The sequence below is a fragment of the uncultured Pseudomonas sp. genome (assembly GCF_943846705.1).
Taxonomy (GTDB): Bacteria; Pseudomonadota; Gammaproteobacteria; order Pseudomonadales; family Pseudomonadaceae; genus Aquipseudomonas.
On record NZ_OX044366.1, the window covers coordinates 469,537 to 494,288 of the forward strand.

Consider the following 24,752-nt stretch of genomic DNA (forward strand, 5'->3'; position numbering starts at 1 on the left):
CTTGCTAAATGCTTGCCTGACTGACGCACAGCCCCAAACAAAGGACACCACTGGTCGTCTAACCCACCGAAAATGGGCGCGAACTATAGCATCGAGGAACTCCCCGCCCAAGATTGATCTTGTCGCCAAAGATCAGCCGCGCAGAGGGCCAGCGCCCAACTCGCAACTGGAAACACTGGGCAGGCGCACCTTTACCGTTATAATCAGCAGCTTTTAGCCCGCACGCCGCAGAGAAGTCATGAGCCAATCAACCGACCTGATCCAGTCAGCGCAGCGCACCATTCGCTTGGAAATCGAGGCGATCGAAGACCTGCTGCAGCGTATCAACGGTGATTTCATCAAAGCCTGCGAGCTGATCCTGGCGAGCAAAGGCCGCGTCGTAGTGGTCGGCATGGGTAAATCCGGCCACGTCGGCCACAAGATTGCCGCCACCTTGGCGAGCACCGGCACCACCGCCTTTTTTGTCCACCCGGCCGAAGCCAGCCATGGCGACATGGGCATGATCACCCGCGACGATGTGGTGTTGGCGCTGTCCAACTCCGGCTCCACCTCAGAAATTGTCACCCTATTGCCACTGATCAAACGCCTCGGCATCACCCTGATCAGCCTAACCGGCAACCCAGAATCGCCGCTGGCCAAGGCTGCCGAAGTCAACTTGGACGCCCGCGTAGCCCAGGAAGCCTGCCCACTGAACCTGGCGCCGACCTCATCCACCACAGTCTCGCTGGTACTGGGTGACGCGCTAGCCATCGCCTTGCTCGAGGCGCGCGGCTTTACCGCCGAAGACTTCGCCTTCTCCCACCCTGGTGGTGCGCTGGGCCGACGCTTGTTGCTCAAAGTGGAAAATGTCATGCACGCCGGCGCCAGCCTGCCACGTGTCAACCGAGGCACCTCGCTACGCGACGCCCTGCTGGAAATGACCCAGAAAGGCCTGGGCATGACCGTAGTCACCGAAGATGACGGCCGCCTGGCCGGCGTGTTCACCGACGGCGACCTGCGCCGCACCCTGGATCGCAATATCGACGTACGCCAGACCGTTATCGACGACGTTATGACGGCCCACGGTAAAACGGCCCGCGCCGACATGCTCGCGGCAGAGGCCCTGAAAATCATGGAAGACCACAAAATCAGTTCGCTGGTGGTAATCGACAATAACGACCAGCCGGTCGGTGCACTGAACATGCACGACCTGCTGCGCGCCGGAGTAATGTGATGACCGCTGACGCAACTAACCCGGACCTGCTGCAGCGCGCCAAGGCGATCAAACTGGCGATCTTTGACGTCGACGGCGTGCTCACCGACGGCAAGCTGTACTTCCTCGTCGACGGCAGCGAGTTCAAAACCTTCAACACCCTCGACGGCCACGGCATCAAAATGCTGATCAACTCAGGGGTACGCACCGCGATTATCAGTGGCCGCAAGACCCCTGTGGTTGAGCGCCGCGCGCAGAACCTGGGTATTCAACACCTGTACCAGGGCCGCGAAGACAAACTGGTGGTACTCGATGAGCTGCTCGGCGAACTGGGCCTGGACTACGCACAAGTCGCCTACCTCGGCGACGACCTGCCCGACCTGCCGGTGATCCGCCGTGTAGGCTTGGGCATGGCAGTCGCCAGCGCCGACGCATTTGTTCGTCAGCATGCCCATGGCGTAACCAGCGCTCGCGGCGGCGAAGGTGCCGCGCGCGAGTTTTGCGAGCTGATCATGCGCGCCCAAGACACGCTTGAAGCCGCTCAAGCCGCTTACCTATAAGGCCGACCATGCCCCGCAAGCTATTTAACATCGCCTTATTCACCTGCGTCGCCCTGCTGGTGGCAGCGCTCGGCTACTGGAACCTCAGCCCGGAAGGCTTTAGCCAGCAGCCCAGCAATGCTGCGAGCAACAACGCCATCGACTTTTACGCCACCAATACCTATACCGTGCAGTACCAAGCCGACGGCACGCTGCACTACGAGTTGACAGCCGACAAGGTCGAACACATCAAGGCCAGCGACATTACGCTGATGGCCAGCCCGAACATGAACCTGTTCCGCGGCACAGAACTGCCCTGGAAAATCCGTAGCGAGCGCGGCGAAGTCTCGCCCGGTGGCACAGAGGTCGAATTGATCGAGCAGGTGCGCGTCGAACGCACCGACGCCAAAGGTCGCCCGACCATCCTCACCACCAGCCGCCTGACCGTATTCCCCGAGAAGGAATATGCGCAAACCCAGCAAGCCGTTAGAATCGAAGCGGCCAATGGGGTGACCACGGCAACAGGAATGAAAGCGTACATGAATGACGGCCGGATGCTCCTGCTGTCCAACGTAAGAGGTCTGCATGAGGCTCGTTAACACCCTCCCCCTACTACTCAGCCTCAGCGCCGCACTCGGAAGTGCCAGTGCCTGGGCTCTGCCATCCGACCGCGAACAGCCAATCCGTATTCAGGCCGACAGCGCAGAGCTAGATGACAAACAAGGCGTTGCGGTTTATCGCGGCGACGTAGTCATCACCCAGGGCAGCATGAAGGTCACCGGCGATACCGTGACCATCACTCAGAACGCCCAGGGCGATGTCGAGGTGTTCACTTCCGTCGGCAAACCGGCCTACTACGAACAACTGCCGTCAGCCGACAAGCAGATCGTCAAGGCCTACGGCCTGACCATCCAGTACTTCATGGCCAACGAGCGCGTGGTGCTGATCGATCAGGCCAAGGTAATCCAGGAAGGCAACACCTTCGAAGGCGAGAAAATCGTCTATGACACCCAGCGCCAGATCGTTAACGCCGGCCGCGCCACAGGCACCAATGTCACTGCGCCACGCCCGCGTATCGACATGGTGATCCAGCCGAAGAACAAACCAGCCGAACAGCAGGCGCAGTAATAATGGCCACATTGAAAGCCCAACACTTGGCCAAAAGTTACAAAGGCCGCCAGGTCGTGCGCGACGTCAGCCTGAGCATCGACAGTGGACAGATCGTTGGTCTACTGGGCCCCAACGGAGCCGGTAAAACCACCTGTTTCTACATGATCGTCGGCCTGGTACAAGCCGACCAAGGCCGCGTGATGATTGATGACCTCGACGTCAGTCATCAGCCGATGCATGGCCGTGCGCGCGCCGGCATTGGCTATCTGCCGCAGGAAGCCTCGATTTTCCGTAAGCTCAGCGTGGCCAACAACATCATGGCCATCCTGGAAACCCGCAAGGACCTCGACGGCGCCGCTCGCCGCAAGGAACTTGAAGGCTTGCTGCAGGAGTTCCACATCAGCCATATCCGCGACAACCTCGGCATGAGCCTGTCCGGTGGTGAACGCCGCCGCGTGGAAATTGCTCGCGCCCTGGCGACCAACCCCAAATTCATTCTGCTCGACGAGCCGTTCGCCGGCGTCGACCCGATTTCAGTCGGTGATATCAAGCAGATCATCCACCACCTCAAGGCCAAAGGCATCGGTGTACTGATCACCGACCATAACGTCCGCGAAACCCTGGATATTTGCGAAATCGCTTATATCGTCAGCGATGGCCAGCTGATTGCGGAAGGTGATGCCGAGACGATTCTGGCCAACCAGACCGTGAAAGAAGTGTATCTGGGGCATGAGTTCAGGCTGTAACCACGGCTTTTCTCAAGCCTACTGCAGCCAAGGCTAGGCAAAACCTTTAGAGTCAGGCATATAATTTGCTTCCTGGTGGCGTTTTTCAAAAACGCCCTGTAGTGGATTGCGCACAGACGCCGGTAAATAAGGTCTGCAATGAAACCATCGCTAGTCCTGAGAATGGGCCAGCAGCTGACGATGACACCGCAGCTGCAACAGGCCATCCGCCTACTCCAACTGTCGACCCTGGATCTACAACAAGAGATCCAGGAAGCCTTGGAGTCCAACCCGATGCTCGAACGCCAAGAAGAAGGCGATGATTTCGACAACTCGGACCCCATGGCCGATGGCGCAGAAAGCGCGACGCCCAACGAGCAGCCCGAGACGCCCTATCAAGAAACCACTTACCAGGAAGCCACACAAACCGTGGACAACCTGGAAGAGGGTGATTGGGGGGACCGCATCCCGAACGAACTACCGGTCGACACCGCCTGGGAAGACATCTACCAGACCAGTGCCAGTAGCCTACCCAGCAGCACCAACGATGACGACGAGTGGGACTTCACCACCCGCACATCCAGTGGCGAGAGCCTACAGAGCCACCTGCTCTGGCAACTCAATCTGGCCCCAATGTCAGACAAGGATCGCCTGATCGGCATAACCTTGATCGACTGCATCAACGAACAGGGTTATTTGGAAGAGACTCTGGAAGAAGTGGTTGAGGCCTTTGACCCAGAACTGGACATCGAGCTCGACGAAGTCGAAGCCGTGCTGCACCGTATTCAGCAGTTCGAGCCCACCGGCATTGCCGCACGCAACCTCGGTGAATGCCTGCTCCTGCAACTGCGCCAGCTGCCCGCAAACACACCGTGGATGAGCGAAGCCCAGCGCCTCACCGGCGACTACCTCGACCTCCTCGGCAGCCGCGACTACAGCCAACTGATGCGCCGCATGAAGCTCAAGGAAGATGAGCTGCGCCAGGTTATCGACCTGATTCAGAGCCTCAACCCGCGCCCCGGCTCGCAGATTGAATCCAGCGAGCCGGAATACGTGGTGCCCGACGTGATCGTGCGCAAACACAATGAACGCTGGCTGGTGGAGCTCAACCAGGAGGCCATGCCGCGCCTGCGGGTCAATGCGCAATACGCCGGTTTTGTGAAGCGTGCCGACTCCAGCGCCGACAACACCTTTATGCGCAACCAGCTGCAAGAGGCGCGCTGGTTTATCAAAAGCCTGCAAAGCCGCAACGAAACCCTGATGAAGGTCGCCACGCAGATCGTCGAACACCAGCGCGGCTTCCTCGACTATGGCGATGAGGCCATGAAGCCGCTGGTTCTGCATGACATCGCCGAAGCCGTCGGCATGCACGAATCAACCATTTCGCGGGTCACCACGCAAAAGTTCATGCACACCCCGCGCGGTATTTACGAACTGAAATACTTCTTCTCCAGCCACGTCAGCACCTCTGAAGGCGGTGAATGTTCGTCCACCGCGATCCGCGCCATCATCAAAAAACTGGTCGCAGCGGAAAATGCGAAAAAGCCGTTGAGTGACAGCAAGATCGCTGGTCTACTGGAGGCACAAGGTATTCAAGTCGCTCGCCGCACGGTCGCCAAATACCGTGAGTCCCTCGGCATTGCGCCCTCCAGCGAGCGCAAACGATTGATTTAAGCGGCAGAACAAGGAAGACAGATCGCACCGCGCAGAACACGTCAGGCTCGGTCTTATCGCTCAACAGCCATACAGCTCTGAGCAATCAGCGTAAACCCTGATACGTTCTGCCTACGTCTTCCATGCCACAGTGTTCCGGCGGCAGGCCTCTCGCCTGTCTCTTACACACGGTAACAAGGAGAAAGCGGTATGCAAGTCAACATCAGTGGACACCAGCTGGATGTGACCGACGCCCTGCGCGACTATATCGGCGAAAAACTCGGCCGATTAGAACGCCACTTCGACAAGATCACCAACGTACAAGTCATCATGGAGGTCGAGAAACTCAAGCAGAAAATCGAAGCGACCCTGCATATTGCAGGCGGTGAAGTGGTCGCCAATGCCGAGCATAACGACATGTACGCCGCCATCGATTTACTGACTGACAAACTCGATCGACAACTCATCAAATACAAGGAAAAACAGCTCGATCGTCAACAGGGCGCCATGTCCCGCTGACGTCGTCTATCTCCTATGATCCGACTTGAAACCATCCTGACCCCCGGCCGTTCCTTGGTGAACGTGCCGGGCGGCAGCAAAAAACGTGTTCTCGAACAAATTGCCAACCTGGTGGCGCGCGAGCTGCCTGACCTGGACGGCCAAGATATTTTCGAAAGCCTGATTGCCCGTGAAAAACTCGGCTCGACCGGCTTTGGCAATGGCATCGCCATTCCGCACTGCCGCTTACCGGGTTGTACCGCACCGATCAGCGCCTTACTGCGCCTGGACGCAGCAGTGGACTTCGACGCCATCGACGGCGCGCCAGTCGACCTGCTGTTTGTGCTGCTGGTACCAGAAGCCGCCACTGATGCTCACCTAGAATTGCTTCGGCAGATAGCCAGCATGCTCGACCGCAGCGATGTTCGCGCCAGCCTGCGCCAAGCCGAAAGCAGCGAAACCTTGTATCAAGTGGTCGTCGACATACAAAGCCAACTCAATAGAGCCTGAGCATGCGCCTGATCATCGTTAGCGGTCGTTCCGGCTCCGGTAAGAGCACGGCCCTCGATGTACTCGAGGACAACGGTTTCTACTGCATCGACAACCTGCCCGCCGGGCTGCTGCCTGAACTGGCTGAGCGCGCCCTGCTGCATACTGAGCTGCTGCATCCGCAGGTCGCGGTATCCATTGATGCGCGCAACTTGCCGAGCCATCTCAAGCGCTTCCCCGAGCTGCTCGAAGAAGTTCGCGCCCGGCACATCAAGTGCGATGTGCTCTACCTGGACGCCGACGAAGAAACCCTGCTCAAGCGCTTTTCGGAAACCCGCAGACGCCACCCACTGACCAACGAGAGTCGCTCGCTGGCTGAAGCCATCGCCGATGAAAGCGCGCTGCTGGGGCCAATCACTGACTTGGCCGACCTGAAGATCGACACCACTCACCTCAACCTGTACCAGCTGCGGGACAGCCTCAAACTGCGCCTGCTCAACCAGCCTGAGCCAGGTACCGCATTTCTGCTCGAATCCTTTGGTTTCAAGCGCGGCATGCCGGTGGACGCCGACCTAGTGTTCGATGTGCGCTGCCTGCCCAATCCCTACTGGAAGCCCGATTTACGTGATTTCTCTGGGTTGGATCAGCCGGTAGTCGAGTACCTCACAGCCCAGGCCGATGTCGAAGACATGTACCAGGACATCCTCGCCTACCTGACCAAATGGCTACCGCGCTTTGCCGCCAGCAACCGCGCCTATGTCACAGTAGCGATAGGCTGTACCGGCGGACACCACCGCTCGGTATACCTGGCCAATCGTTTGGGTGAAACCCTCAAACCCATCCTGAAAAACGTTCAGATTCGCCACCGCGACCTCAGTTAAGGAATTGCCGCGATGCCCGCCTGCGAAATCATCATTATCAACAAGCTTGGCCTGCATGCCCGTGCCGCAGCCAAATTTGTTGGCGTTGCCGGGCGCTATCCTTGCCAGGTCAGAGTCGGCCGCAGCGCCGACAGCCTGGTTGATGGCAAAAGCATCATGGCGGTGATGATGCTCGCCGCCGGCAAAGGCACTGGCGTGCATCTGCATACTGAAGGTGAGCAGGATGCCGAAGCGCTGCACGCGCTAAGCGAGTTGATCAACAACTACTTCGATGAGGGCGAGTAAACCGCCTGTAATAAAAAGGGCTGCCCAGGTAAATGGGCAGCCCTTTTTTGTGCCCTCACGCTTAGCTACCGGCCACCGTCATGCGCTCGATCAGCACCGAACCGGTGCGGATATTACTGCGCAGCTCCAGATCACTGCCCACCGCGACAATTTGCCTGAACATGTCACGCAGGTTGCCGGCGATAGTGACCTCTTGAACCGGGAACTGGATTTCACCGTTTTCCACCCAATAACCGCCGGCACCGCGCGAGTAATCACCGGTGACCATATTCAGGCCCTGGCCCATCAGCTCGGTGACCAGCAGACCGCGCCCCATACGTTTGAGCAGCGCCTGCAGATCTTCATCACCATGGCTGACGAACAGGTTATGCACGCCACCAGAGTTGGCGGTGCTAGGCATGCCCAGCTTGCGCCCGGAATAGGTCCCCAGCACATAGGACTGCAGTTCGCCACGTTCGACAAAGGATTTGGCATAGGTCGCCAGGCCGTCACCATCGAAGGCCGCACTGCCCAGTGCACGTGGAATATGTGGGCGCTCATCGATGGTCAGCCACTCGGGAAACAGTTGCTGCCCCAGTGTCCCCTCAAGAAATGACGACTTGCGGTACAAATTGCCACCGGAAATAGCCGCCAGAAAGCTGCCAAACAGCCCGCCCGCCAGCTCGGCAGCAAATAGCACCGGCACTTCACAGGTAGGCACCGGGCGCGCGCCCAGACGGCTCACCGCGCGTTCGGCAGCGCGGCGGCCAATGCTGCCGGCATCCGCCAGTAGCTCCCCCTGGCGATTGACGTCGTACCAGTAGTCACGCTGCATCTGCCCGTCCGCTTCGGCGATCATTACGCAGCTCAGGCTGTGACGCGTACTGGCATAGCCGCTGACAAAACCATGACTATTGCCATACACCCGGCAGCCCTGATGGGTATTGAGGGTGGTGCCATCGGCGTTCTTGATCCGCTGGTCCGCGGCAAAGGCCGCAGCCTCGCAGTTCAGCGCTTGCTCGATGGCCTGCTCCGGGGTGATCGACCAGGCGTGATACAGATCCAGCTGCGGCAACTCGCGAGCCATCAGTCCGGCATCCGCTAGCCCGGCGCATTCATCCTCGGAGGCGTGCTTGGCAATCGCCAAGGCCGCCGCGACCGTTTCGCGAATCGCCGCCTCACCACTGGCAGAAGTACTGGCCGAGCCCTTGCGCTGACCGACATACAGAGTGATGCCAAAACCCTGGTCACGGTTGAACTCAACTGTTTCTACTTCGCCCTGGCGCACCGTGGTGGACAAACCCTGCTCCACCGATACAGCCACCTCGCAGGCGCTGGCACCCTGCTTTTTCGCTTCGGCAATAATCTGCTCCACCTGCGCCTGTAATGAAGGCACGGCCTGGGGCCCGACGATGTCTACTGCACTCATAAAAACTCCTGAACGATAAGCGGCAAGCGCGACCACAGAGGCCAGACGCTTACAGCTGGAAACTTGCTGCTATCATGGCGGCGTTTTCCACTGGACCGCCACCATGTCTGAATACCTTGACGACTTCTCCGGCGAGAAGAGTAAAACCCAAGTCAAACGCGAGTTTCATGCGTTACAAGACCTGGGGCAACGCCTGACCACCCTGAAGCTTGATCTGCTGAACAAGCTACCGCTGACCGACGAGCTGCGCCGCGCACTTGCCGAAGCACCCAAGCACACCGCCAATGCGGCGAAAAAACGCCACGTGCAGTTCATCGGCAAACTGATGCGCGACCAGGACGTCGAATCCATCCTGACCCTGCTTGACCAGCTGGATGCTTCCACACGTCAGTACAACGAACGTTTTCATAACCTGGAGCGTTGGCGCGACCGTTTGATCAACGGTAACGATGACACCCTGGAAGCCTTTGTTAGCCAGTATGCCGAAGCGGACCGCCAACACCTGCGCCAGCTGATCCGCCAAGCGCAACACGAACTGGCACAGAACAAAGCGCCGGCGGCTTCACGGAAAATCTTCAAATACATCCGTGAACTGGATGAGGCTCAGCGCGGCTTGCGTTGAGCCCGTACCAATCCGCAACCTAGTATGTAGGTTGCGATGAACGTGCCGAAGCCCAATGCAATATTGGGCTTCAACAAGGCGCGGGGCTAAACGCTGTACAGCCAGTAGACAAAACCACCCAGCACTACAACAATCATCTCAACAAACCCTAGGGTGCCTAACCAACGCACACTGCGCACGGTCTTGCTTGGACGAATTCGCCCAAGCGAAAGCACGATAATCGTCCAGCGGCCCAGCGAATAGCACAGCTGTTCAAAGAACCAACCGAATAGCAGTTCGCCAAGCAGCTCAGCCACAACCTACGCCCCCGTACCGCCCACGGTAATCGCATCAATCTTCAGCGTCGGCTGGCCAACACCTACCGGCACTGACTGGCCATCCTTGCCGCAGGTGCCTACGCCACTGTCCAGCGCCAGGTCGTTGCCGACCATCGACACCCGACTCATGGCTTCCGGGCCATTGCCGATCAGGGTCGCACCTTTGACCGGCGCGGTGATTTTTCCGTCCTCAATCAGGTAGGCCTCGCTGGTGGAGAAGACGAACTTGCCGCTGGTGATGTCGACCTGGCCGCCGCCGAGATTGGCGCAGTAGATGCCCTTCTTCACCGAGCGGATGATTTCTTCCGGATCGCTCTCGCCAGCCAACATATAGGTGTTGGTCATGCGCGGCATCGGCAGGTGCGCATAAGACTCACGCCGGCCGTTACCCGTAGCCGCCACGCCCATCAGGCGCGCATTCAGCTTGTCCTGCATATAGCCCTTGAGCACACCGTTTTCGATCAGCGTGGTGCACTGGGTCTGGGTGCCTTCATCGTCCATGCTCAGTGAGCCACGGCGCTCAAACAAGGTGCCGTCATCGACGATGGTGCACAGGCTGGAGGCGACTTTCTCGCCCATTTTGCCGCTATAGGCCGAGCTGCCCTTGCGATTGAAGTCGCCCTCCAGACCATGGCCGACCGCCTCGTGCAGCAGCACGCCGGACCAGCCCGCGCCCATCACCACCGGCATGCTGCCAGCGGGTGCTGGAATCGCTTCCAGGTTAACCAGCGCCTGGCGTAGCGCCTCACGGGCATAGCCCATGGCGCGCTCTTCGTTATTGCTGGTCTGCTCAAGGAAATAACGGTAATCGGTGCGCCCGCCGCCGCCATGACCGCCACGCTCGCGGCGACCGTTTTGCTCGACTATCACGCTGACATTGAAGCGCACCAGCGGCCGGATATCGGCCCCCAGGCTGCCGTCAGCCGCCGCGACGAGAATGCGATCCCAGACGCCCGCCAGGCTGACCGAGACCTGCTGAATACGTGGATCGAGGGCGCGGGTGGCGACATCGATGCGCTTCAGCAACTCGACCTTTTCCGCCCGCCCCAGCACATCCAGCGGGTTGTCCTGGGCATACAGCGGTTTAACCAGCGGGCTATTGAAAGCCTGCACGCGGGCACTTTGCCCAGCCCGAGCAATCGAGCGCGCAGCGCGTGCGGCCTGGCTCAGGGCATCGGCGGTGATCGCGTTACTGTAGGCAAAGCCGGTTTTCTCACCCGACTGCGCACGTACGCCGACACCCTGATCGAGGTTGAAGCTGCCTTCCTTGACGATGCCATCTTCCAGTGCCCAGGTTTCTGAAACCTGGCTCTGAAAGTACAGGTCAGCCGCATCAATCCCCGGCCCGGCCAACTCAACCAAGACCGCGGGCAGGTGGTCAAGGGTCAACCCACCGGGGCCGAGCAGATGCTCACTGACGGATACCAACTTATCGCTCATAACTACTCCAAACCTGGCAGCCGCGGTTCGGCCGCTGCAAAAAATCGTTTATGTCGTGCCACAGGCATGCGCTGACGAATTGCCGCTTGCTCAGTGGCATCGCGCTCGGCCAACAACACGCCCGGCCCCTGTGGCAGTTCCGCCAACACCCGCCCCCAGGGGTCGACCAGCGCCGAATGACCAAAGGTCTCACGCCCGCCGGGATGCGCTCCGCCCTGCCCGGACGCCAGCACATAGCACTGGGTTTCAATCGCCCGCGCTCGGGTCAACACCTGCCAATGCGCCGCGCCGGTCACGGCGGTAAAGGCCGCCGGCACGCTGATCAACTCCGCCCCGGCGGCGCGCAACGCGCTGTAAAGCTCGGGGAAGCGCAGGTCATAACAGACCGTCAGACCCAGACGGCCGAAGGGTGTATCGGCGACCACCACCTGGCTGCCGAACGCATAATCATCCGACTCACGGTAGCGGCCATGGCTGTCGCTGACATCCACATCGAACAGGTGCAGCTTGTCATAACGCGCCACCTGCTGACCGCTCTCATCAATCAGCAAGGAGCAGGCATGGGCCTTGGCTTCGTGCTGGCCAGGCGGCGGTAGAGGCAAGGTGCCCGCAACAATCCACAGCCCCAAGTCGCGGGCGGCCTGCCGCAGCCAGGGCAGGATCGGCCCCTCACCCAGCGCTTCGGCACGCCCCAGCGCGGCAAGATCACCTCGACCCATGGCGGCGAAATTTTCCGGCAGCACCACTAACCGCGCGCCTTGCGCGGCAGCCTGTTCAAGCAACTGCCGAGCCTGCTGCAAATTGGCCAGGACGTCGGCCTGGCTGACCATTTGGATGACGGCGAGGGTCATGACGGTTTTATCTCAATCCCGGAAACAAGGCCTCAGCTTACAAGCCATACCGGCAGACTGCACGGCTGTATGTGCGCCGCGCAGGGTTTACTGAGGTTTTTCGAAGGGCTTATCAAAGCTGATATCCGGGCTCTGCCAAGGCCCGGTGACGTCGTATTGCACACTGGCAAAGCGCGCAACGCGATCCCCCAGCAATTTATCGACGACAAACAGTGCGCCACCGATGGCCGGCGCGCCGACAATCAGCGCGGCCAGTGGCAGGTTGTTGGTCACCGGCAAGGTCACCAGCAGCTTGGCGTCAATGCGGTCATTGGCCATGTCCAGCGTGCCGTTCAACTCCAGGTTGCTCGACGGCCCCTCAAGGGTGATGGGTTCACGGGTGACAAACACCCCGTCCTTGGCCGCCAGCACGCCCTTAACCCGGTCATAACTCAGGCCTTTATCGATCAGGTCGGAGAAGTCCAGGCGCAAGCGCCGGCCAATCGAGTTGAAATTCAACAGACCAAACACCCGCAGGGCCGACGCAGGCCCCTCGACCTCAGAGAACTGCCCTTTGCGTAGGGAGGCATCCAGCGTGCCGCTGAGACGCTTCATGCTGAACCAGGCTGGCGAACCGGGCCAGTCGCCGTCCACGTCGACATGAAAGTTTTGGCTGCTGGCAGTAGGAGCATAACCCCAGGCAATCAGTACATCGGCCAGATCAGCGCCGCCCAACCGACCGTTATAGGTCGTGCGTATGCCACTGGCGGTCTGCAGCCAAGTCGCCCGACCACCAACCTGCAAGCCTTTGAGGTTGAGATCCAGCTCACTGAAGTGCACGCCAGCGCTAACCGGTCGCGCTTTAAGCGACCAACTGCCGAGCGGCTCAATGCCCTGATAGACCTCAGCAATGCGCACATCGAGTGCCGGGAAGCGGCTCGGGTCAACGCTTGCCAGCGGATCTGGCGCATCCACCACAGGCGCGCCCGCAACTTTCGGTTCTGCCGGCGGCAAGCGCAGGTAGTCGAGCATCAGGGCAATCGGCGCACCCGCGGCATCCGGTAAGCCCACCTGACCTTTCAGCCGTGCGCTGTCGAGGCTGACCGCCCAGCTCGCTGCGTCGCGCTTAACCCCGACCTCCAACGCCTCCAGGCTGACCCCAAAGCCACTGAAGCGGGCAATACGCAGCTGTGCATCCTTGAACAAGCGCTGCGCCTCATTGACCGGCACATTGGTATAGGGCTGTAACACCTGCTGCCAAGCCGACCAATCCAGCTCCGCCACGCGCCCACGCACACGCAGGCCCTGACTGGTTGGCAGACTTGCCGGGCCATCGGCGAGGCGGATCTCACCCCGGCCCTGATTAAATTGGCCGGGGCTAGCGGCGAAAGACAGACTCAACAACTCGGCGTAATCCAGCCAGTAGCGCTGCTCTCGGCCCCCCAGACTCATGCGCCACTCACTGCTGCGCTCATCCGCCGCGGCCTTGCCGAAGGGGGCAGGCAGTGCAATCACGGCCCCTTTAAGCGTCGAGTTGACGCGCAACTGGCTATCCGCGCCATCCAGCGTCAGGTCCAGACGATAAGGCAGCTTGCCAGTGACCGGCAAAGGCTGGGTAACCCCCAGCCAAGTGCTCAGCTGCGCAACGGCGATCTGCCCGCTGGCTTCGATACGGCTGCGCGCCTTGCCAGGCGAGCCTTCGGCCAGCGCCTTGCCTCGCACCGCATGGTCGAGCACCTGGGCGCGAATATCCGGCGCGCTGAGACCGCTGGCGGTGTCGTAGCGAAACGCGCCCTGCAATTGACTGAACTGCAACGACGGATTGGGCAGGCTGAGCTGTGCGCCTTGCGTGGCGAAGTCCACCACCACCTCAGGTGCCAGTCCCTTGCGCAACGGCAGGTCGAGCTTGAGCTTACCCGTCAGCGCACCCTTGCCACTCCAGCCAGCAAAGGTTGCGGCCGTACCGATCGGCGCCTGCTGCAGGATGTGCAAGGCGTCATCGACATTGCTACTGAGGTCGCTGGTCAGCAATAAACGGGGGGGCTGACCGGGCAAGGCAGTGGCGATTAACGCCTGCGCATTACGCACCTGGCTATTGAGCAGACGCCCCTCAGCAAGCTGAACCCGCACCCCCGTGTCTTCGATAAATACCTTGCCACGGCCCTCGCGCAGCGCCGGCCAGCCAGGCTGGAAGGCCAGCTCGGCGTCATGTACGGCAAAGAACAGGCTGATGCTGCGCGCCGCATTCTCCGCGCCTTTATTCAGCGAGCCCTGGTACTGGAAATAGCCCTCATCGACCACACCGCCACGGATCGCGCTTTTCAGCCAGGCATCCAGCTCACGGCTAAAGCCTGGCGAACGGCTCGGCAGGTATTTCTCGGTAAAGCGCGCGTCGCCGTTACGCAGGCCGACACGCAGGTCCATATAGTCTTCTTCGGCAGGGTCGAAGCGCAGGCGGATGAGAAAGTCCCCAGCTGCCGGGCCCTCTTCGCCAACCACCTGCAAGTACGGGCTGCGCAGGGTGAAGGCCTGCTCATCAATCTGCCAGGTCAATAGGGCATTGGCGGTTTTGTAGCGCCAGGGCGCGGGAAACAACGTATCAAAATGCAGGGAGAAATCTTCGCTATCGAGGCGCAGCTCGCCCTGGCCCAGATCTCCACTGATACTGCCACTGACATTTTCCGCAGCTGGCGAGCCGTGCCACGCCGCAAAGCCTACGTGCGCCAAGTTGGCGGAGAACTGCAGGCGCTTGCTGTCGCGCAACCGCGGCCGGTAGTCGAGTTGGATATTCTGCAGCGTACCCTGCGGCTTGAGCTGCTCGAGCAGCGCCAGCGCGTTATCCGGCAAGGGCGCAAGCGCCGCTACCAGCGGTTGTAACGGAGCCACATCGAGCTGATCGACGCTGAGCAGCCATTGCTCCTGTACCTCGCTACTTTCCGCCTGCTGGGTCAGGGCCAGACGGACTTCGCCCCAACGCTGATCACCGCGGCTGAACGCCAGATCATCCAACAGCAACTTGAAACCCAAATCGGTGCGGGTGAAATAAGCGTTCAGCGCCAGGTTGCTTAACGCAACCGGCTCGCGCGTGGCATAGCCCGCCTTGAACTGCGGCACATGCAGGCGGCTAACGGCACGCTGCACGCCACCCTTGGCCCAGCGCAGCCAGACCTCACCGCCCAGCTGCAACTGTGCAAGCTGCCATTGCGCCAGCAGGCTCGCCGGCACCCAGGCCGCCCAATCGCTCTGTGGCAGGCTCAGGTACAGGTCGGCTTCGACCTCCTGCCAGCGCTCGGCACGCAGCCGCGTACGTAACTGCAGCGCCAGCGGCTGACCGTCCGGTAACAACAACCGACCATCCAGACGCTGGCGCGTACTGCCATTGCGCAAGGTGAGATTGACGTAGGTCAGCGTGCGCACTGGCTGAGCGTAAGCCTGCACGGTCACCTGGCTGTTATACAGCGACAGCCGCTTGACCGCCTGCGACTGCGCCAGCAACTGAGCCAGGTCCAGCGGTGCCGACTCACGGCGTTGCGGCAAGCCCTTGAGCGACCAACGACCGTCTTCGCCCTGCGCCACCACCAGCTGCACGCCATCCAGTTCCAGCCGGGCAATCCGCAGCTGGCGCGCCAGCAGGCTGGCCAGCACATCAGGCACCACCCGCACTTGATCCAGCTGCAATGCGCCCGGCCCCTCGCCAATCGCCACATCATGCGCCGTCAGCAGCGGTGAGAAGCCTTGCCAAAGGCCTTCCAGCGCGCCGATCTGCACCGGCATGGCCAGCGCTGCGCGGGCTTTGTCTTCAGCCTCTAGACGGTATTCGGCAACCAGCGGCACCAACTCGCGGCCGAGGCTGACGTACAGGGCGGCGAGCACCAGCGCCAAGGCGCAAAGCCCCAATGCCATACGCAGCAGCAGGGAAAGCCCTCGCGCCCATGCCGCCATTCAGCTCACACTCGAGTGGAAAAAGCGCATATCAGAGCAACACCACATCGTATTGCTCCTGGGAGTACATGGTCTCAACCTGAAACTTGATGGTGCGGCCGATAAAGGCTTCGAGATCGGCGACATTGCCCGATTCTTCATCCAGCAGACGGTCGACCACTTTCTGATTGGCCAACACCCGATAACCTTCCGGCTGATAGGCACGCGCCTCGCGCAGAATCTCGCGGAAGATTTCGTAGCAAGTGGTTTCCGCCGTCTTCATCTTGCCGCGCCCCTGGCAGCAGCTGCATGGCTCGCACAGCACCTGTTCGAGGCTTTCGCGGGTGCGCTTGCGGGTCATCTGCACCAGACCCAGCTCGGTAATACCGATGATATTGGTCTTGGCGTGGTCACGCTCCAGCTGCTTTTCCAGAGTGCGCAGGACCTGACGCTGGTGCTCTTCATCTTCCATGTCGATGAAGTCGATGATGATGATCCCACCGAGGTTGCGCAGGCGCAGCTGCCGGGCAATCGCCGTGGCGGCTTCCAGGTTGGTCTTGAAGATGGTTTCTTCCAGCGTACGGTGGCCGACGAACGCGCCGGTGTTGACGTCGATGGTGCTCATCGCCTCAGCTGGATCGATGATCAGGTAACCGCCCGACTTGAGCGGCACCTTACGCTCCAAAGCCTTCTGCATTTCATCTTCGACGCCATACAGGTCGAAAATCGGCCGTTCACCGGGGTAGTGCTCCAGGCGGTCAGCGACTTCCGGCATCAGCTCAGCCACGAACTGGGTGATTTTCTGGAAGGTCTCACGCGAATCGACGCGGATTTTCTCGATCTTCGGGTTAACCAAATCACGCAGGGTGCGCAGCGCCAGGCTCAGGTCCTCATAGATCACCAGCGGCGTCGGACCGACCTTCATCTGCGTGGCGATTTGCCCCCACAGGCGGCGCAGGTAACGAATGTCCGCGAGGATCTCATCGGCACCGGCACCATCGGCAGCGGTACGCAGGATGAAACCACCGGCCTCTTCAATACCTTCGGCCGCCACACAATCGGTCACCACCTGCTTGAGGCGCTCACGCTCGGCTTCATCCTCGATTTTCAGCGAGATGCCGACATGTGCAGTGCGCGGCATGTACACCAGATAACGCGAAGGAATCGACAGCTGCGTCGTCAGGCGCGCGCCCTTGCTGCCAATCGGGTCTTTGGTGACCTGCACCACCAGGCTTTGACCCTCATGCACCAGCGCACTGATGCTCTCCACGGCCGAACCTTCACGGCTGGAAATCTCTGCTGCATGAATAAACGCAGCACGCTCCAAACCGATGTCGATAAAGGCCGCTTGCATGCCCGGCAGTACGCGCACCACCTTGCCTTTGTAGATATTGCCGACGATGCCACGCTTTTGCGTGCGCTCGACATGCACTTCCTGCAATACGCCGTTTTCCACCACCGCCACGCGCGACTCCATCGGCGTGATGTTGATCAGGATCTCTTCACTCATGCGCTCATCTCTTCTGAGATAAAGCTGAAAGCCCAGGGTCTGCGCCGACAAAGACGGTCACTCACCCGCGACCCGCAACCTATTGACTGTGATCTGGCAGTGACTGCCAGCACGGAATAGCAAATTCTGCGAGTAATGCAGCAGTTTCACACAGCGGCAAACCCACCACCGCCGAATAACTGCCTTGCAGCTGGCTGACAAACACCGCTGCCAAACCTTGAATACCGTAACACCCGGCTTTGTCCTGCGGCTCGCCGCTGGCCCAATACGCTTCGATTTCGGCCCGGCTCAACGGGCGGAACGTCACCTGGCTGCTGACCACCTGCGACACCACCCGCTCAGCACTGACCAGCGCCACCGCCGTCAGCACTTCATGGCTGCGCCCGGACAACGCACCCAGGGTTGCCAGCGCCTCGTCACGGTCGGCGGGCTTGCCGAGAATCCGCCCATCGAGCACCACCACCGTATCGGCACCGAGCACAACAGCATCCCGAGTATCGGCTAAGGCGGCCAGCCCGGCTTGCCCTTTTGCGCGCGCCAGACGCTCTACATAGGCGACTGGCGACTCACCTGGCAATGTATTTTCATCAACCGGAGCAATTTGCGTGAGAAAGGGCACAGCAATTTGCGCCAACAGTTCACGACGACGTGGCGAGCCGGAGGCGAGATAGAGGGTGGCCATGCAGACTTCTCCCTGTCGGATAAACGCAAGGCCCAGCGGCCTTGCTTAATTGACGCCCAGGCGTCTATGCAGCCCGCGCAGCAGCATACTGACCCAAGGCCAGAGCAAAGCGCTGACCAGCGCCGGCAAGACAAACGCCAGGGTGGGTGGGCGGCTGCCGGTCAGGGCGTTCAGCCACAGCTGCACCAACTGCGCCAGGCCGAATACCACCAACAATACGGTGCTTTGCTGCCACATGGGGAACATGCGCAGGCGCTGATGCAGGGTCAGCACCAGAAAGGTAATCAGGGTCAAAATCAACGCATTCTGGCCAAACAGGCTGCCATTCAGCACATCCGCCAACAAGCCAATGCCCCAGGCGGTGGTCATGCCCACGCGATGCGGCAACGCCAGCACCCAATAGGTCAAAAACAGCCCCAACCACAGCGGCCGCCCCAGCTCCATGAACTGCGGCATGCTCGACACACTGAGCAGCAGCGCCAGGGCGAACGTCAGCCAGATGACCCAGGTGTTATGTGAACGCATGACCATTATTGCGCTGCCTCCGGCGGATTAGCGGGAGCCGCAGGTGCGTTTTCTGCAGGCTGCGCAGGGTGTGCCTGCTGCTGAATTTCACGGTCTAGGGCTTCCTGCGCCTGCGCCGATTCGGTGGCGCGTTGCTCCGCCGAACGCGGATCGGTAAACACCAGCAGCATGTAGCGACTGCGGTTCAGCGTCGCCGTAGGCACCGCCCGGACAATCGCAAAAGGCTGACCAGAGTCATGAATCACTTCACTGACCATCGCCACGGGATAACCGGCCGGGAAACGCTGGCCCATACCGGAGCTGACCAGCAGATCACCCTCCTTGATATCCGCCGTATCGGCCACATGGCGCAACTCCAGACGCTCCGGGTTACCGGTGCCACTGGCGATAGCGCGCAAGCCATTGCGATTAACCTGCACGGGAATGCTGTGGGTGGTGTCAGTCAGCAACAACACGCGTGAGGTATAGGGCATTACCTCGACCACCTGCCCCATCAGGCCACGCGCATCCAGCACCGGCTGCCCCAGAATCACGCCATCCTTCGCGCCTTTGTCGATCAGGATACGGTGGGTAAAGGGGTTAGGGTCGATGCCAATCAGCTCGGTGGCCAACACTTCATCATCGACCAGCGCGGCCGAGTTGAGCAGCTCGCGCAGGCGCACGTTCTGCTCGGTCAAGGCCGCTAGCTTTTGCAGGCGGCGCTGCATGATCAGATGCTCGGCTTTGAGCTTTTCGTTCTCGGCCGCCAATTCACTGCGCGTGCTTAGTTCCTGCGTCGCGCCTTCCCACAGCTGCACCGGCAAGCGCCCAACCCAATACACCGGCTCAACAATCAACCCCAGTTGCGTACGCATCGGCTGCAGCCAGGCGAAACGCGCATCGACCACCATCAGCGCAGTCGACAGCACGGTGAACACCAACAGGCGCACACCCAGCGAAGGTCCTTTGGCAAATAGCGGTTTGATCGGCAGCTCCTCACAGCATCAGGCAGCAAACAAAAGCTGCAAGCGGGAAGATACCCGGCTGCAGCTTAGGTTCAATAGGAAAGGTCGCCGCGTGCAGCACATGCGTTAGCTGCACGGGACGTTTAACCGACCACCTTACTCCGAGGAGAGCAGGTCCATGGTGTGGCGGTCCATCATTTCCAGCGCCTTGCCACCACCGCGCGCGACACAGGTCAGCGGGTCTTCGGCGACGATAACCGGCAGACCGGTTTCCTGTGCCAACAGCTTGTCCAGATCACGCAGCAGCGCGCCACCGCCGGTCAGCACCAGGCCACGTTCGGCGATATCAGACGCCAGCTCAGGCGGCGATTGCTCCAGCGCGCTCTTGACCGCCTGGACGATGGTCGCCAGGGACTCCTGCAGCGCCTCGAGCACTTCATTGGAGTTCAGGGTGAAGCTGCGTGGCACGCCTTCGGCCAGGTTACGGCCGCGCACGTCAACTTCGCGCAGCTCACCACCGGCGTAGGCGGTGCCGATTTCCTGCTTGATCCGCTCAGCGGTAGATTCACCGATCAGCGAGCCATAGTTACGGCGTACATAGGTGATGATAGCTTCGTCGAAACGGTCGCCACCCACCCGTACGGATTCGGCGTAAACCACACCATTCAAGGAGATCAGCGCGATTTCAGTGGTACCACCACCGATATCGACGACCATCGAGCCACGGGCTTCTTCAACCGGCAGGCCGGCACCAATGGCAGCGGCCATCGGCTCTTCGATCAGGAATACTTCACGCGCACCGGCACCGAGGGCCGATTCACGAATGGCGCGACGCTCAACCTGAGTGGATTTGCACGGCACACAGATCAACACGCGCGGCGACGGCTGCAGAAAGCTGTTTTCGTGAACTTTGTTGATGAAGTACTGCAGCATTTTTTCGCAAACGCTGAAATCGGCGATCACACCGTCCTTCATCGGACGAATGGCAGCGATGTTGCCAGGCGTACGGCCGAGCATGCGCTTGGCTTCAGTACCGACCGCCACCACGCTTTTCTGGTTACCGTGGGTACGAATAGCGACGACCGACGGCTCGTTCAGAACGATGCCGCGCTCGCGGACATAAATAAGGGTATTGGCAGTGCCCAGGTCAATAGAAAGATCGCTGGAAAACATGCCACGCAGTTTTTTGAACATGGGATAGGGACCCTAGGCAACGCGTGGGTAAAAAAGTGCGGCAAACTCTAACAACGGCAGGGATTTTGAGCAAGGCACCAATATGTTAGATTGCCGGTTTTTCAGGGCATTACGGCCCATCATCGCGGCCTTTGACCACCACCTGTCACACTCTGTTCCCTGCGCATCTGTGCATGGTAACCCGTTCACATTTCCAAAGGCGGCCAGCACTGCGCAGCCTCATATAGGGAGAAACCTGATGGCGCTTGAACGCTCCGACGTGGAGAAAATCGCTCATCTGGCTCGACTGGGCCTGAATGAAGCCGATATCCCGGGAACCACCGAGACCCTTAACAACATTCTCGGCCTGATCGACCAGATGCAGGCCGTTGCTACTGACGGCATCGAGCCGCTGGCTCATCCGCTGGAAGCCACTCAGCGCCTGCGTGCCGACCAGGTCACCGAACGCAACCAGCGCGAGGCCTACCAGGCCATCGCCCCGGCCGTCGAAAACGGCCTGTATCTGGTTCCGAAAGTCATCGAGTAAGGGAAACGCCTAGCCATGCATCAACTGACTCTGGCCGAGATCGCCCGCGGACTCGCCGACAAGAAGTTTTCATCCGAAGAGCTGACCCGCAGCCTGCTGGCGCGTATTCAGCAGCTCGACCCGCAGCTCAACAGCTTCATTACCGTGACCGAAGAACTGGCGCTGAGCCAGGCCAAGGCCGCCGACGCCCGCCGCACCGCCGGCGAGAACGGCGCACTGCTGGGCGCGCCAATCGGCCACAAGGACCTGTTCTGTACGCAAGACGTGCTGACCAGCTGCGCCTCGAAGATCCTCAGCGGCTTTAAAGCCCCGTACAACGCCACCGTGGTCGAAAAACTCGCCGCCGCCGGCAGTGTGACCCTGGGCAAGCTGAACATGGACGAGTTCGCCATGGGCTCGGCCAACGAGTCCAGCCACTACGGCGCGGTAAAAAATCCCTGGGACCTGACCCGCGTACCGGGCGGCTCATCCGGTGGCTCGGCGGCGGCAGTCGCGGCGCGCCTGCTGCCAGCCGCGACCGGCACCGACACCGGCGGTTCGATCCGCCAGCCGGCGGCACTGACCAACCTCACCGGGATCAAGCCGACCTACGGCCGCGTCTCACGCTGGGGCATGATTGCCTACGCCTCCAGCCTCGACCAAGGCGGCCCCTTGGCGCGCACCGCCGAAGACTGCGCACTGATGCTGCAGGCCATGGCCGGTTTCGATGCCAAGGACAGCACCAGCGTTGAGCAACCGGTCGACGATTACCTGGCCGCCCTTAGCCAGCCGCTGAACGGCCTACGTATCGGTCTTCCCAAGGAATACTTCGGCACCGGCCTGGATGCGCGCATCGGCGAAAAAGTCATGGCCGTAGTCGAGGAGCTGAAAAAGCTCGGCGCCACCGTCAAGGAAATCTCGCTGCCAAATATGCAGCACGCGATACCCGCCTATTACGTGATCGCCCCGGCTGAAGCCAGCAGCAACCTGTCGCGCTTTGACGGTGTGCGCTTTGGTTACCGCTGCGAAAACCCGGTCAACCTCGAAGACCTGTACAAGCGCTCGCGCGGTGAAGGCTTCGGCGCGGAAGTGAAGCGCCGGATCATGGTTGGCACCTATGCGCTGTCCGCCGGCTACTACGACGCCTACTACCTGAAGGCGCAGAAGATCCGCCGGCTGATCAAGAATGATTTCGTCTCCGCGTTCAATGACGTCGACGTGATCCTCGGCCCAACTACGCCGAACCTGGCCTGGAAGCTTGGCGAGAAGAACAACGACCCGGTCGCCGCCTACCTGGAAGACATCTACACCATCACCGCCAACCTGGCCGGCATCCCCGGTCTGTCGATGCCCGCGGGCTTCGTCGAGGGTCTGCCGGTCGGTGTGCAACTGCTTGCCCCTTACTTCCAGGAAGGCCGCTTGCTCAACGTCGCCCACCAGTACCAACAGGTTACTGACTGGCATACACAAGCTCCGGCTGGATTCTGAGGACGACACGCATGCAATGGGAAACCGTAATCGGGCTGGAAATTCACGCCCAGCTCAGCACCCAATCGAAGATTTTCTCCGCCAGCGCCATCGCCTTTGGTGCCGAGCCCAACACCCAGGCCAGCCTGGTTGATCTGGGCATGCCCGGCACCTTACCAGTGCTGAATGCCGAAGCGGTGCGCATGGCCTGCAAGTTCGGCCTGGCGATTGATGCCGAAATCGCTCCACAGAATATCTTCGCCCGTAAAAACTACTTCTACCCGGATCTGCCCAAGGGCTACCAGACCAGCCAGATGGATCATCCCATCGTGGGTAAGGGCTTTTTGGATATCACCCTGGAAGACGGCACGCAGAAGCGCATCGGCATTACCCGCGCGCACCTTGAAGAAGACGCCGGCAAAAGCCTGCACGAAGACTTCCACGGCATGAGCGGCATCGACCTCAACCGTGCCGGGACGCCGCTGCTGGAAATCGTCTCCGAGCCGGACATTCGCTCAGCCAAGGAAGCCGTGGCCTACGTCAAGGCCATGCACGCACTGGTGCGCTACCTCGGCATCTGCGACGGCAACATGGCCGAAGGCTCGCTGCGCTGCGACTGCAACGTCTCGGTACGCCCCAAAGGCCAGGCCGAGTTCGGCACCCGCGCCGAGATCAAGAACGTCAACTCGTTCCGCTTTATCGAGAAAGCCATCAACCATGAAGTGCAACGGCAGATCGAGCTGATCGAAGACGGCGGCAAAGTCGTGCAGGAAACCCGCCTGTATGACCCCAACAAGGACCAGACGCGCTCCATGCGCAGCAAGGAAGAAGCCAACGACTACCGTTACTTCCCCTGCCCGGACCTGCTGCCGGTGGTGATCGAGCAAAGCTTCCTCGACGAAGTCCGCGCCACCCTGCCAGAGCTGCCGGTACAGAAACGCGAGCGCTTCGAGCGCGAGTTCGGCCTGAGCACCTACGACGCCGACGTACTGGCCGCCAGCCGCGAACTGGCCGACTACTTCGAAGCGGTCAACGGCGTGTGTGGCGATGCCAAGCTGGCCGCCAACTGGGTGATGGGCGAGCTGTCCAGCCTGCTTAACAAGGACAACCTGGAGATCGAGCAGTCGCCAGTTTCCGCCGAACAGCTGGGCGGGATGATCCTGCGCATCAAGGACAACACTATCAGCGGCAAGATCGCCAAGATGGTCTTTGAAGCCCTGGCCGCAGGCGAAGGCGCAACGGCGGATGAGGTGATCGAGCACAAGGGCCTCAAGCAGGTCACCGACTCGGGCGCCATCGAAGCCATGCTGGATGACGTGCTGGCAGCCAATGCCGAGCAGGTCGAACAGTACCGCGCCGCTGATGAAGCCAAGCGCGGCAAGATGTTCGGCTTCTTCGTCGGCCAGGCCATGAGGGCCTCGAAAGGCAAGGCCAACCCTGGCCAAGTGAACGAACTGCTGAAGAAAAAGCTCGAAGGCTGAGCCAGCCTTTAATCCGCACGCAAGCCATGGATGGCTCGCAACAACAACGCCGGGCTAGCCCGGCGTTGCTTATCTCAAAGGATTTGGCGAGGCAGACGCGGAGCCCGAGCACAGCGACACCCATCCCCCCATTCAGCGGAGACCCTATGCGCCTAATTTTAATTGCCATCGCCAGCCTGCTGCTCAGTGCCTGCGCCAGCCAGAGCCAAGTCGACCAACATGGTTATCGCGCCGAGGGCCAGGCGTCCTATTACGGCGCGCGTCACCACGGCAAAAAAACCGCCAGCGGCGAGCGCTTCGACCAGCACGCCCTGACCGCCGCGCACCGCAGCCTGCCATTCGGCAGCCGCGTACAGGTCACCAACCTGCGCAACGACAGATCCGTCGTGGTGCGCATCAACGACCGCGGCCCATACGCCAAGAGGCGCATTATCGATCTCTCGCACAAGGCCGCCGAGCAGCTCGGCATGCTCCGTGACGGCGTGGTACCGGTGCGCGTGGAGCAACTGGCCGAGTAAACACAGCTGTTTACAA

The 24,752-nt window shown here is 60.6% G+C and carries 25 protein-coding genes; 15 read left to right on the forward strand and 10 right to left on the reverse strand.

Annotated elements, in window-relative coordinates; genetic code table 11:
• The first annotated feature begins 238 nt into the window (after positions 1–238).
• From Q0V31_RS02280 to Q0V31_RS02325, 10 genes are all read left to right on the forward strand, one after another.
• Positions 239–1,213, forward strand: coding sequence for a KpsF/GutQ family sugar-phosphate isomerase (locus tag Q0V31_RS02280; protein WP_298184060.1), 975 nt, complete (start codon positions 239–241; stop codon positions 1,211–1,213).
• Entirely contained in the window at positions 1,213–1,752 is a 540-nt protein-coding gene (locus Q0V31_RS02285) for an HAD family hydrolase (protein ID WP_298184068.1), read from the forward strand. Before Q0V31_RS02280 ends, Q0V31_RS02285 begins: the two co-directional genes overlap by 1 nt.
• An 8-nt stretch (positions 1,753–1,760) precedes the next feature.
• Positions 1,761–2,330 (forward strand): LPS export ABC transporter periplasmic protein LptC, encoded by a 570-nt coding sequence (gene lptC / locus Q0V31_RS02290; RefSeq protein WP_298184077.1) that lies wholly within the window; start codon positions 1,761–1,763, stop codon positions 2,328–2,330.
• Positions 2,317–2,859 carry a lipopolysaccharide transport periplasmic protein LptA gene (lptA, locus tag Q0V31_RS02295; RefSeq protein ID WP_298184094.1) on the forward strand — a complete coding sequence of 181 codons (543 nt, stop codon included), beginning with the start codon at positions 2,317–2,319 and terminating at the stop codon, positions 2,857–2,859. The genes lptC and lptA overlap by 14 nt, the downstream gene beginning before the upstream one ends.
• Before the next feature lie 2 nt (positions 2,860–2,861).
• Complete coding sequence (lptB, locus tag Q0V31_RS02300; protein WP_298184096.1) at positions 2,862–3,587, forward strand: LPS export ABC transporter ATP-binding protein; 726 nt, start codon at positions 2,862–2,864, stop codon at positions 3,585–3,587.
• Between the two features lie 138 nt (positions 3,588–3,725).
• Entirely contained in the window at positions 3,726–5,240 is a 1,515-nt protein-coding gene (locus Q0V31_RS02305; protein ID WP_298184098.1) for an RNA polymerase factor sigma-54, read from the forward strand.
• A gap of 189 nt (positions 5,241–5,429) precedes the next feature.
• A complete protein-coding gene (raiA, locus tag Q0V31_RS02310) occupies positions 5,430–5,738 on the forward strand; it encodes a ribosome-associated translation inhibitor RaiA (protein WP_298184101.1) in 309 nt (102 codons plus the stop codon).
• A 15-nt stretch (positions 5,739–5,753) separates the two neighbouring features.
• Positions 5,754–6,227, forward strand: a complete 474-nt coding sequence (ptsN, locus tag Q0V31_RS02315) for a PTS IIA-like nitrogen regulatory protein PtsN (RefSeq protein WP_298184103.1) — start codon at positions 5,754–5,756, stop codon at positions 6,225–6,227.
• Between the two features lie 2 nt (positions 6,228–6,229).
• The gene (gene rapZ, locus Q0V31_RS02320) at positions 6,230–7,087 is read left to right on the forward strand and encodes an RNase adapter RapZ (protein WP_298184105.1); all 858 of its coding nucleotides are present in this window, start codon (positions 6,230–6,232) and stop codon (positions 7,085–7,087) included.
• 12 nt (positions 7,088–7,099) lie between these two features.
• A complete protein-coding gene (locus Q0V31_RS02325; RefSeq protein ID WP_298184107.1) occupies positions 7,100–7,372 on the forward strand; it encodes an HPr family phosphocarrier protein in 273 nt (90 codons plus the stop codon).
• Positions 7,373–7,433: 61 nt separating this feature from the next.
• Here the strand turns inward: Q0V31_RS02325 and pmbA are convergent, their stop codons facing one another.
• Positions 7,434–8,780, reverse strand: coding sequence for a metalloprotease PmbA (pmbA, locus tag Q0V31_RS02330; RefSeq protein ID WP_298184108.1), 1,347 nt, complete (start codon positions 8,778–8,780; stop codon positions 7,434–7,436).
• 103 nt (positions 8,781–8,883) lie between these two features.
• Here pmbA and yjgA point away from each other — a divergent pair, with 103 nt between their 5' ends.
• Positions 8,884–9,402 carry a ribosome biogenesis factor YjgA gene (yjgA, locus tag Q0V31_RS02335; RefSeq protein WP_298184111.1) on the forward strand — a complete coding sequence of 173 codons (519 nt, stop codon included), beginning with the start codon at positions 8,884–8,886 and terminating at the stop codon, positions 9,400–9,402.
• Positions 9,403–9,488: 86 nt separating this feature from the next.
• Here the strand turns inward: yjgA and Q0V31_RS02340 are convergent, their stop codons facing one another.
• From Q0V31_RS02340 to mreB, 9 genes are all read right to left on the reverse strand, one after another.
• Complete coding sequence (locus Q0V31_RS02340; RefSeq protein WP_298184114.1) at positions 9,489–9,698, reverse strand: hypothetical protein; 210 nt, start codon at positions 9,696–9,698, stop codon at positions 9,489–9,491.
• Positions 9,699–9,701: 3 nt separating this feature from the next.
• Positions 9,702–11,159: a metalloprotease TldD gene (gene tldD, locus Q0V31_RS02345; protein ID WP_298184116.1), complete on the reverse strand. Its 1,458-nt coding sequence runs from the start codon at positions 11,157–11,159 to the stop codon at positions 9,702–9,704.
• Positions 11,160–11,161: 2 nt separating this feature from the next.
• Positions 11,162–12,010 (reverse strand): carbon-nitrogen hydrolase family protein, encoded by an 849-nt coding sequence (locus Q0V31_RS02350; RefSeq protein WP_298184118.1) that lies wholly within the window; start codon positions 12,008–12,010, stop codon positions 11,162–11,164.
• Between the two features lie 87 nt (positions 12,011–12,097).
• Positions 12,098–15,931: a YhdP family protein gene (locus Q0V31_RS02355; protein WP_298184120.1), complete on the reverse strand. Its 3,834-nt coding sequence runs from the start codon at positions 15,929–15,931 to the stop codon at positions 12,098–12,100.
• Between the two features lie 31 nt (positions 15,932–15,962).
• Positions 15,963–17,420 (reverse strand): ribonuclease G, encoded by a 1,458-nt coding sequence (gene rng, locus Q0V31_RS02360; RefSeq protein ID WP_298184122.1) that lies wholly within the window; start codon positions 17,418–17,420, stop codon positions 15,963–15,965.
• Between the two features lie 79 nt (positions 17,421–17,499).
• Positions 17,500–18,102, reverse strand: a complete 603-nt coding sequence (locus Q0V31_RS02365) for a nucleoside triphosphate pyrophosphatase (RefSeq protein ID WP_298184123.1) — start codon at positions 18,100–18,102, stop codon at positions 17,500–17,502.
• A gap of 45 nt (positions 18,103–18,147) precedes the next feature.
• Complete coding sequence (gene mreD, locus Q0V31_RS02370) at positions 18,148–18,627, reverse strand: rod shape-determining protein MreD (protein ID WP_298184125.1); 480 nt, start codon at positions 18,625–18,627, stop codon at positions 18,148–18,150.
• A gap of 5 nt (positions 18,628–18,632) precedes the next feature.
• Entirely contained in the window at positions 18,633–19,592 is a 960-nt protein-coding gene (gene mreC / locus Q0V31_RS02375; RefSeq protein WP_298190875.1) for a rod shape-determining protein MreC, read from the reverse strand.
• Between the two features lie 135 nt (positions 19,593–19,727).
• Positions 19,728–20,765 carry a rod shape-determining protein MreB gene (mreB, locus tag Q0V31_RS02380; protein ID WP_108096189.1) on the reverse strand — a complete coding sequence of 346 codons (1,038 nt, stop codon included), beginning with the start codon at positions 20,763–20,765 and terminating at the stop codon, positions 19,728–19,730.
• 238 nt (positions 20,766–21,003) lie between these two features.
• On the opposite strand from mreB, the gene gatC reads away from it, so the two are divergent.
• The 4 genes from gatC (at position 21,004) to Q0V31_RS02400 (ending at position 24,736) form a co-directional block, all read left to right on the forward strand.
• Complete coding sequence (gene gatC / locus Q0V31_RS02385; protein WP_298184130.1) at positions 21,004–21,291, forward strand: Asp-tRNA(Asn)/Glu-tRNA(Gln) amidotransferase subunit GatC; 288 nt, start codon at positions 21,004–21,006, stop codon at positions 21,289–21,291.
• Positions 21,292–21,306: 15 nt separating this feature from the next.
• Positions 21,307–22,758, forward strand: coding sequence for an Asp-tRNA(Asn)/Glu-tRNA(Gln) amidotransferase subunit GatA (gatA, locus tag Q0V31_RS02390; protein WP_298184132.1), 1,452 nt, complete (start codon positions 21,307–21,309; stop codon positions 22,756–22,758).
• 11 nt (positions 22,759–22,769) lie between these two features.
• Entirely contained in the window at positions 22,770–24,218 is a 1,449-nt protein-coding gene (gatB, locus tag Q0V31_RS02395) for an Asp-tRNA(Asn)/Glu-tRNA(Gln) amidotransferase subunit GatB (protein ID WP_298184133.1), read from the forward strand.
• A gap of 146 nt (positions 24,219–24,364) precedes the next feature.
• Positions 24,365–24,736 carry a septal ring lytic transglycosylase RlpA family protein gene (locus Q0V31_RS02400; RefSeq protein ID WP_298184134.1) on the forward strand — a complete coding sequence of 124 codons (372 nt, stop codon included), beginning with the start codon at positions 24,365–24,367 and terminating at the stop codon, positions 24,734–24,736.
• Positions 24,737–24,752 lie beyond the last annotated feature (16 nt).

What these genes read in the sequence shown, in the direction of transcription:
- raiA (WP_298184101.1), top strand. Translation starts at nt 5,430, where the DNA reads ATGCAAGTCAACATCAGTGGACACCAGCTGGATGTGACCGACGCCCTG.
- gatA (WP_298184132.1), top strand. Translation starts at nt 21,307, where the DNA reads ATGCATCAACTGACTCTGGCCGAGATCGCCCGCGGACTCGCCGACAAG.
- Q0V31_RS02355 (WP_298184120.1), bottom strand. Translation starts at nt 15,931, where the DNA reads ATGGCGGCATGGGCGCGAGGGCTTTCCCTGCTGCTGCGTATGGCATTG.
- lptB (WP_298184096.1), top strand. Translation starts at nt 2,862, where the DNA reads ATGGCCACATTGAAAGCCCAACACTTGGCCAAAAGTTACAAAGGCCGC.
- tldD (WP_298184116.1), bottom strand. Translation starts at nt 11,159, where the DNA reads ATGAGCGATAAGTTGGTATCCGTCAGTGAGCATCTGCTCGGCCCCGGT.
- Q0V31_RS02280 (WP_298184060.1), top strand. Translation starts at nt 239, where the DNA reads ATGAGCCAATCAACCGACCTGATCCAGTCAGCGCAGCGCACCATTCGC.
- Q0V31_RS02350 (WP_298184118.1), bottom strand. Translation starts at nt 12,010, where the DNA reads ATGACCCTCGCCGTCATCCAAATGGTCAGCCAGGCCGACGTCCTGGCC.
- Q0V31_RS02325 (WP_298184107.1), top strand. Translation starts at nt 7,100, where the DNA reads ATGCCCGCCTGCGAAATCATCATTATCAACAAGCTTGGCCTGCATGCC.
- rng (WP_298184122.1), bottom strand. Translation starts at nt 17,420, where the DNA reads ATGAGTGAAGAGATCCTGATCAACATCACGCCGATGGAGTCGCGCGTG.
- pmbA (WP_298184108.1), bottom strand. Translation starts at nt 8,780, where the DNA reads ATGAGTGCAGTAGACATCGTCGGGCCCCAGGCCGTGCCTTCATTACAG.
- yjgA (WP_298184111.1), top strand. Translation starts at nt 8,884, where the DNA reads ATGTCTGAATACCTTGACGACTTCTCCGGCGAGAAGAGTAAAACCCAA.
- Q0V31_RS02305 (WP_298184098.1), top strand. Translation starts at nt 3,726, where the DNA reads ATGAAACCATCGCTAGTCCTGAGAATGGGCCAGCAGCTGACGATGACA.
- rapZ (WP_298184105.1), top strand. Translation starts at nt 6,230, where the DNA reads ATGCGCCTGATCATCGTTAGCGGTCGTTCCGGCTCCGGTAAGAGCACG.
- Q0V31_RS02285 (WP_298184068.1), top strand. Translation starts at nt 1,213, where the DNA reads ATGACCGCTGACGCAACTAACCCGGACCTGCTGCAGCGCGCCAAGGCG.
- mreD (WP_298184125.1), bottom strand. Translation starts at nt 18,627, where the DNA reads ATGCGTTCACATAACACCTGGGTCATCTGGCTGACGTTCGCCCTGGCG.
- gatC (WP_298184130.1), top strand. Translation starts at nt 21,004, where the DNA reads ATGGCGCTTGAACGCTCCGACGTGGAGAAAATCGCTCATCTGGCTCGA.
- lptA (WP_298184094.1), top strand. Translation starts at nt 2,317, where the DNA reads ATGAGGCTCGTTAACACCCTCCCCCTACTACTCAGCCTCAGCGCCGCA.
- lptC (WP_298184077.1), top strand. Translation starts at nt 1,761, where the DNA reads ATGCCCCGCAAGCTATTTAACATCGCCTTATTCACCTGCGTCGCCCTG.
- Q0V31_RS02400 (WP_298184134.1), top strand. Translation starts at nt 24,365, where the DNA reads ATGCGCCTAATTTTAATTGCCATCGCCAGCCTGCTGCTCAGTGCCTGC.
- Q0V31_RS02365 (WP_298184123.1), bottom strand. Translation starts at nt 18,102, where the DNA reads ATGGCCACCCTCTATCTCGCCTCCGGCTCGCCACGTCGTCGTGAACTG.
- ptsN (WP_298184103.1), top strand. Translation starts at nt 5,754, where the DNA reads ATGATCCGACTTGAAACCATCCTGACCCCCGGCCGTTCCTTGGTGAAC.
- gatB (WP_298184133.1), top strand. Translation starts at nt 22,770, where the DNA reads ATGCAATGGGAAACCGTAATCGGGCTGGAAATTCACGCCCAGCTCAGC.
- mreB (WP_108096189.1), bottom strand. Translation starts at nt 20,765, where the DNA reads ATGTTCAAAAAACTGCGTGGCATGTTTTCCAGCGATCTTTCTATTGAC.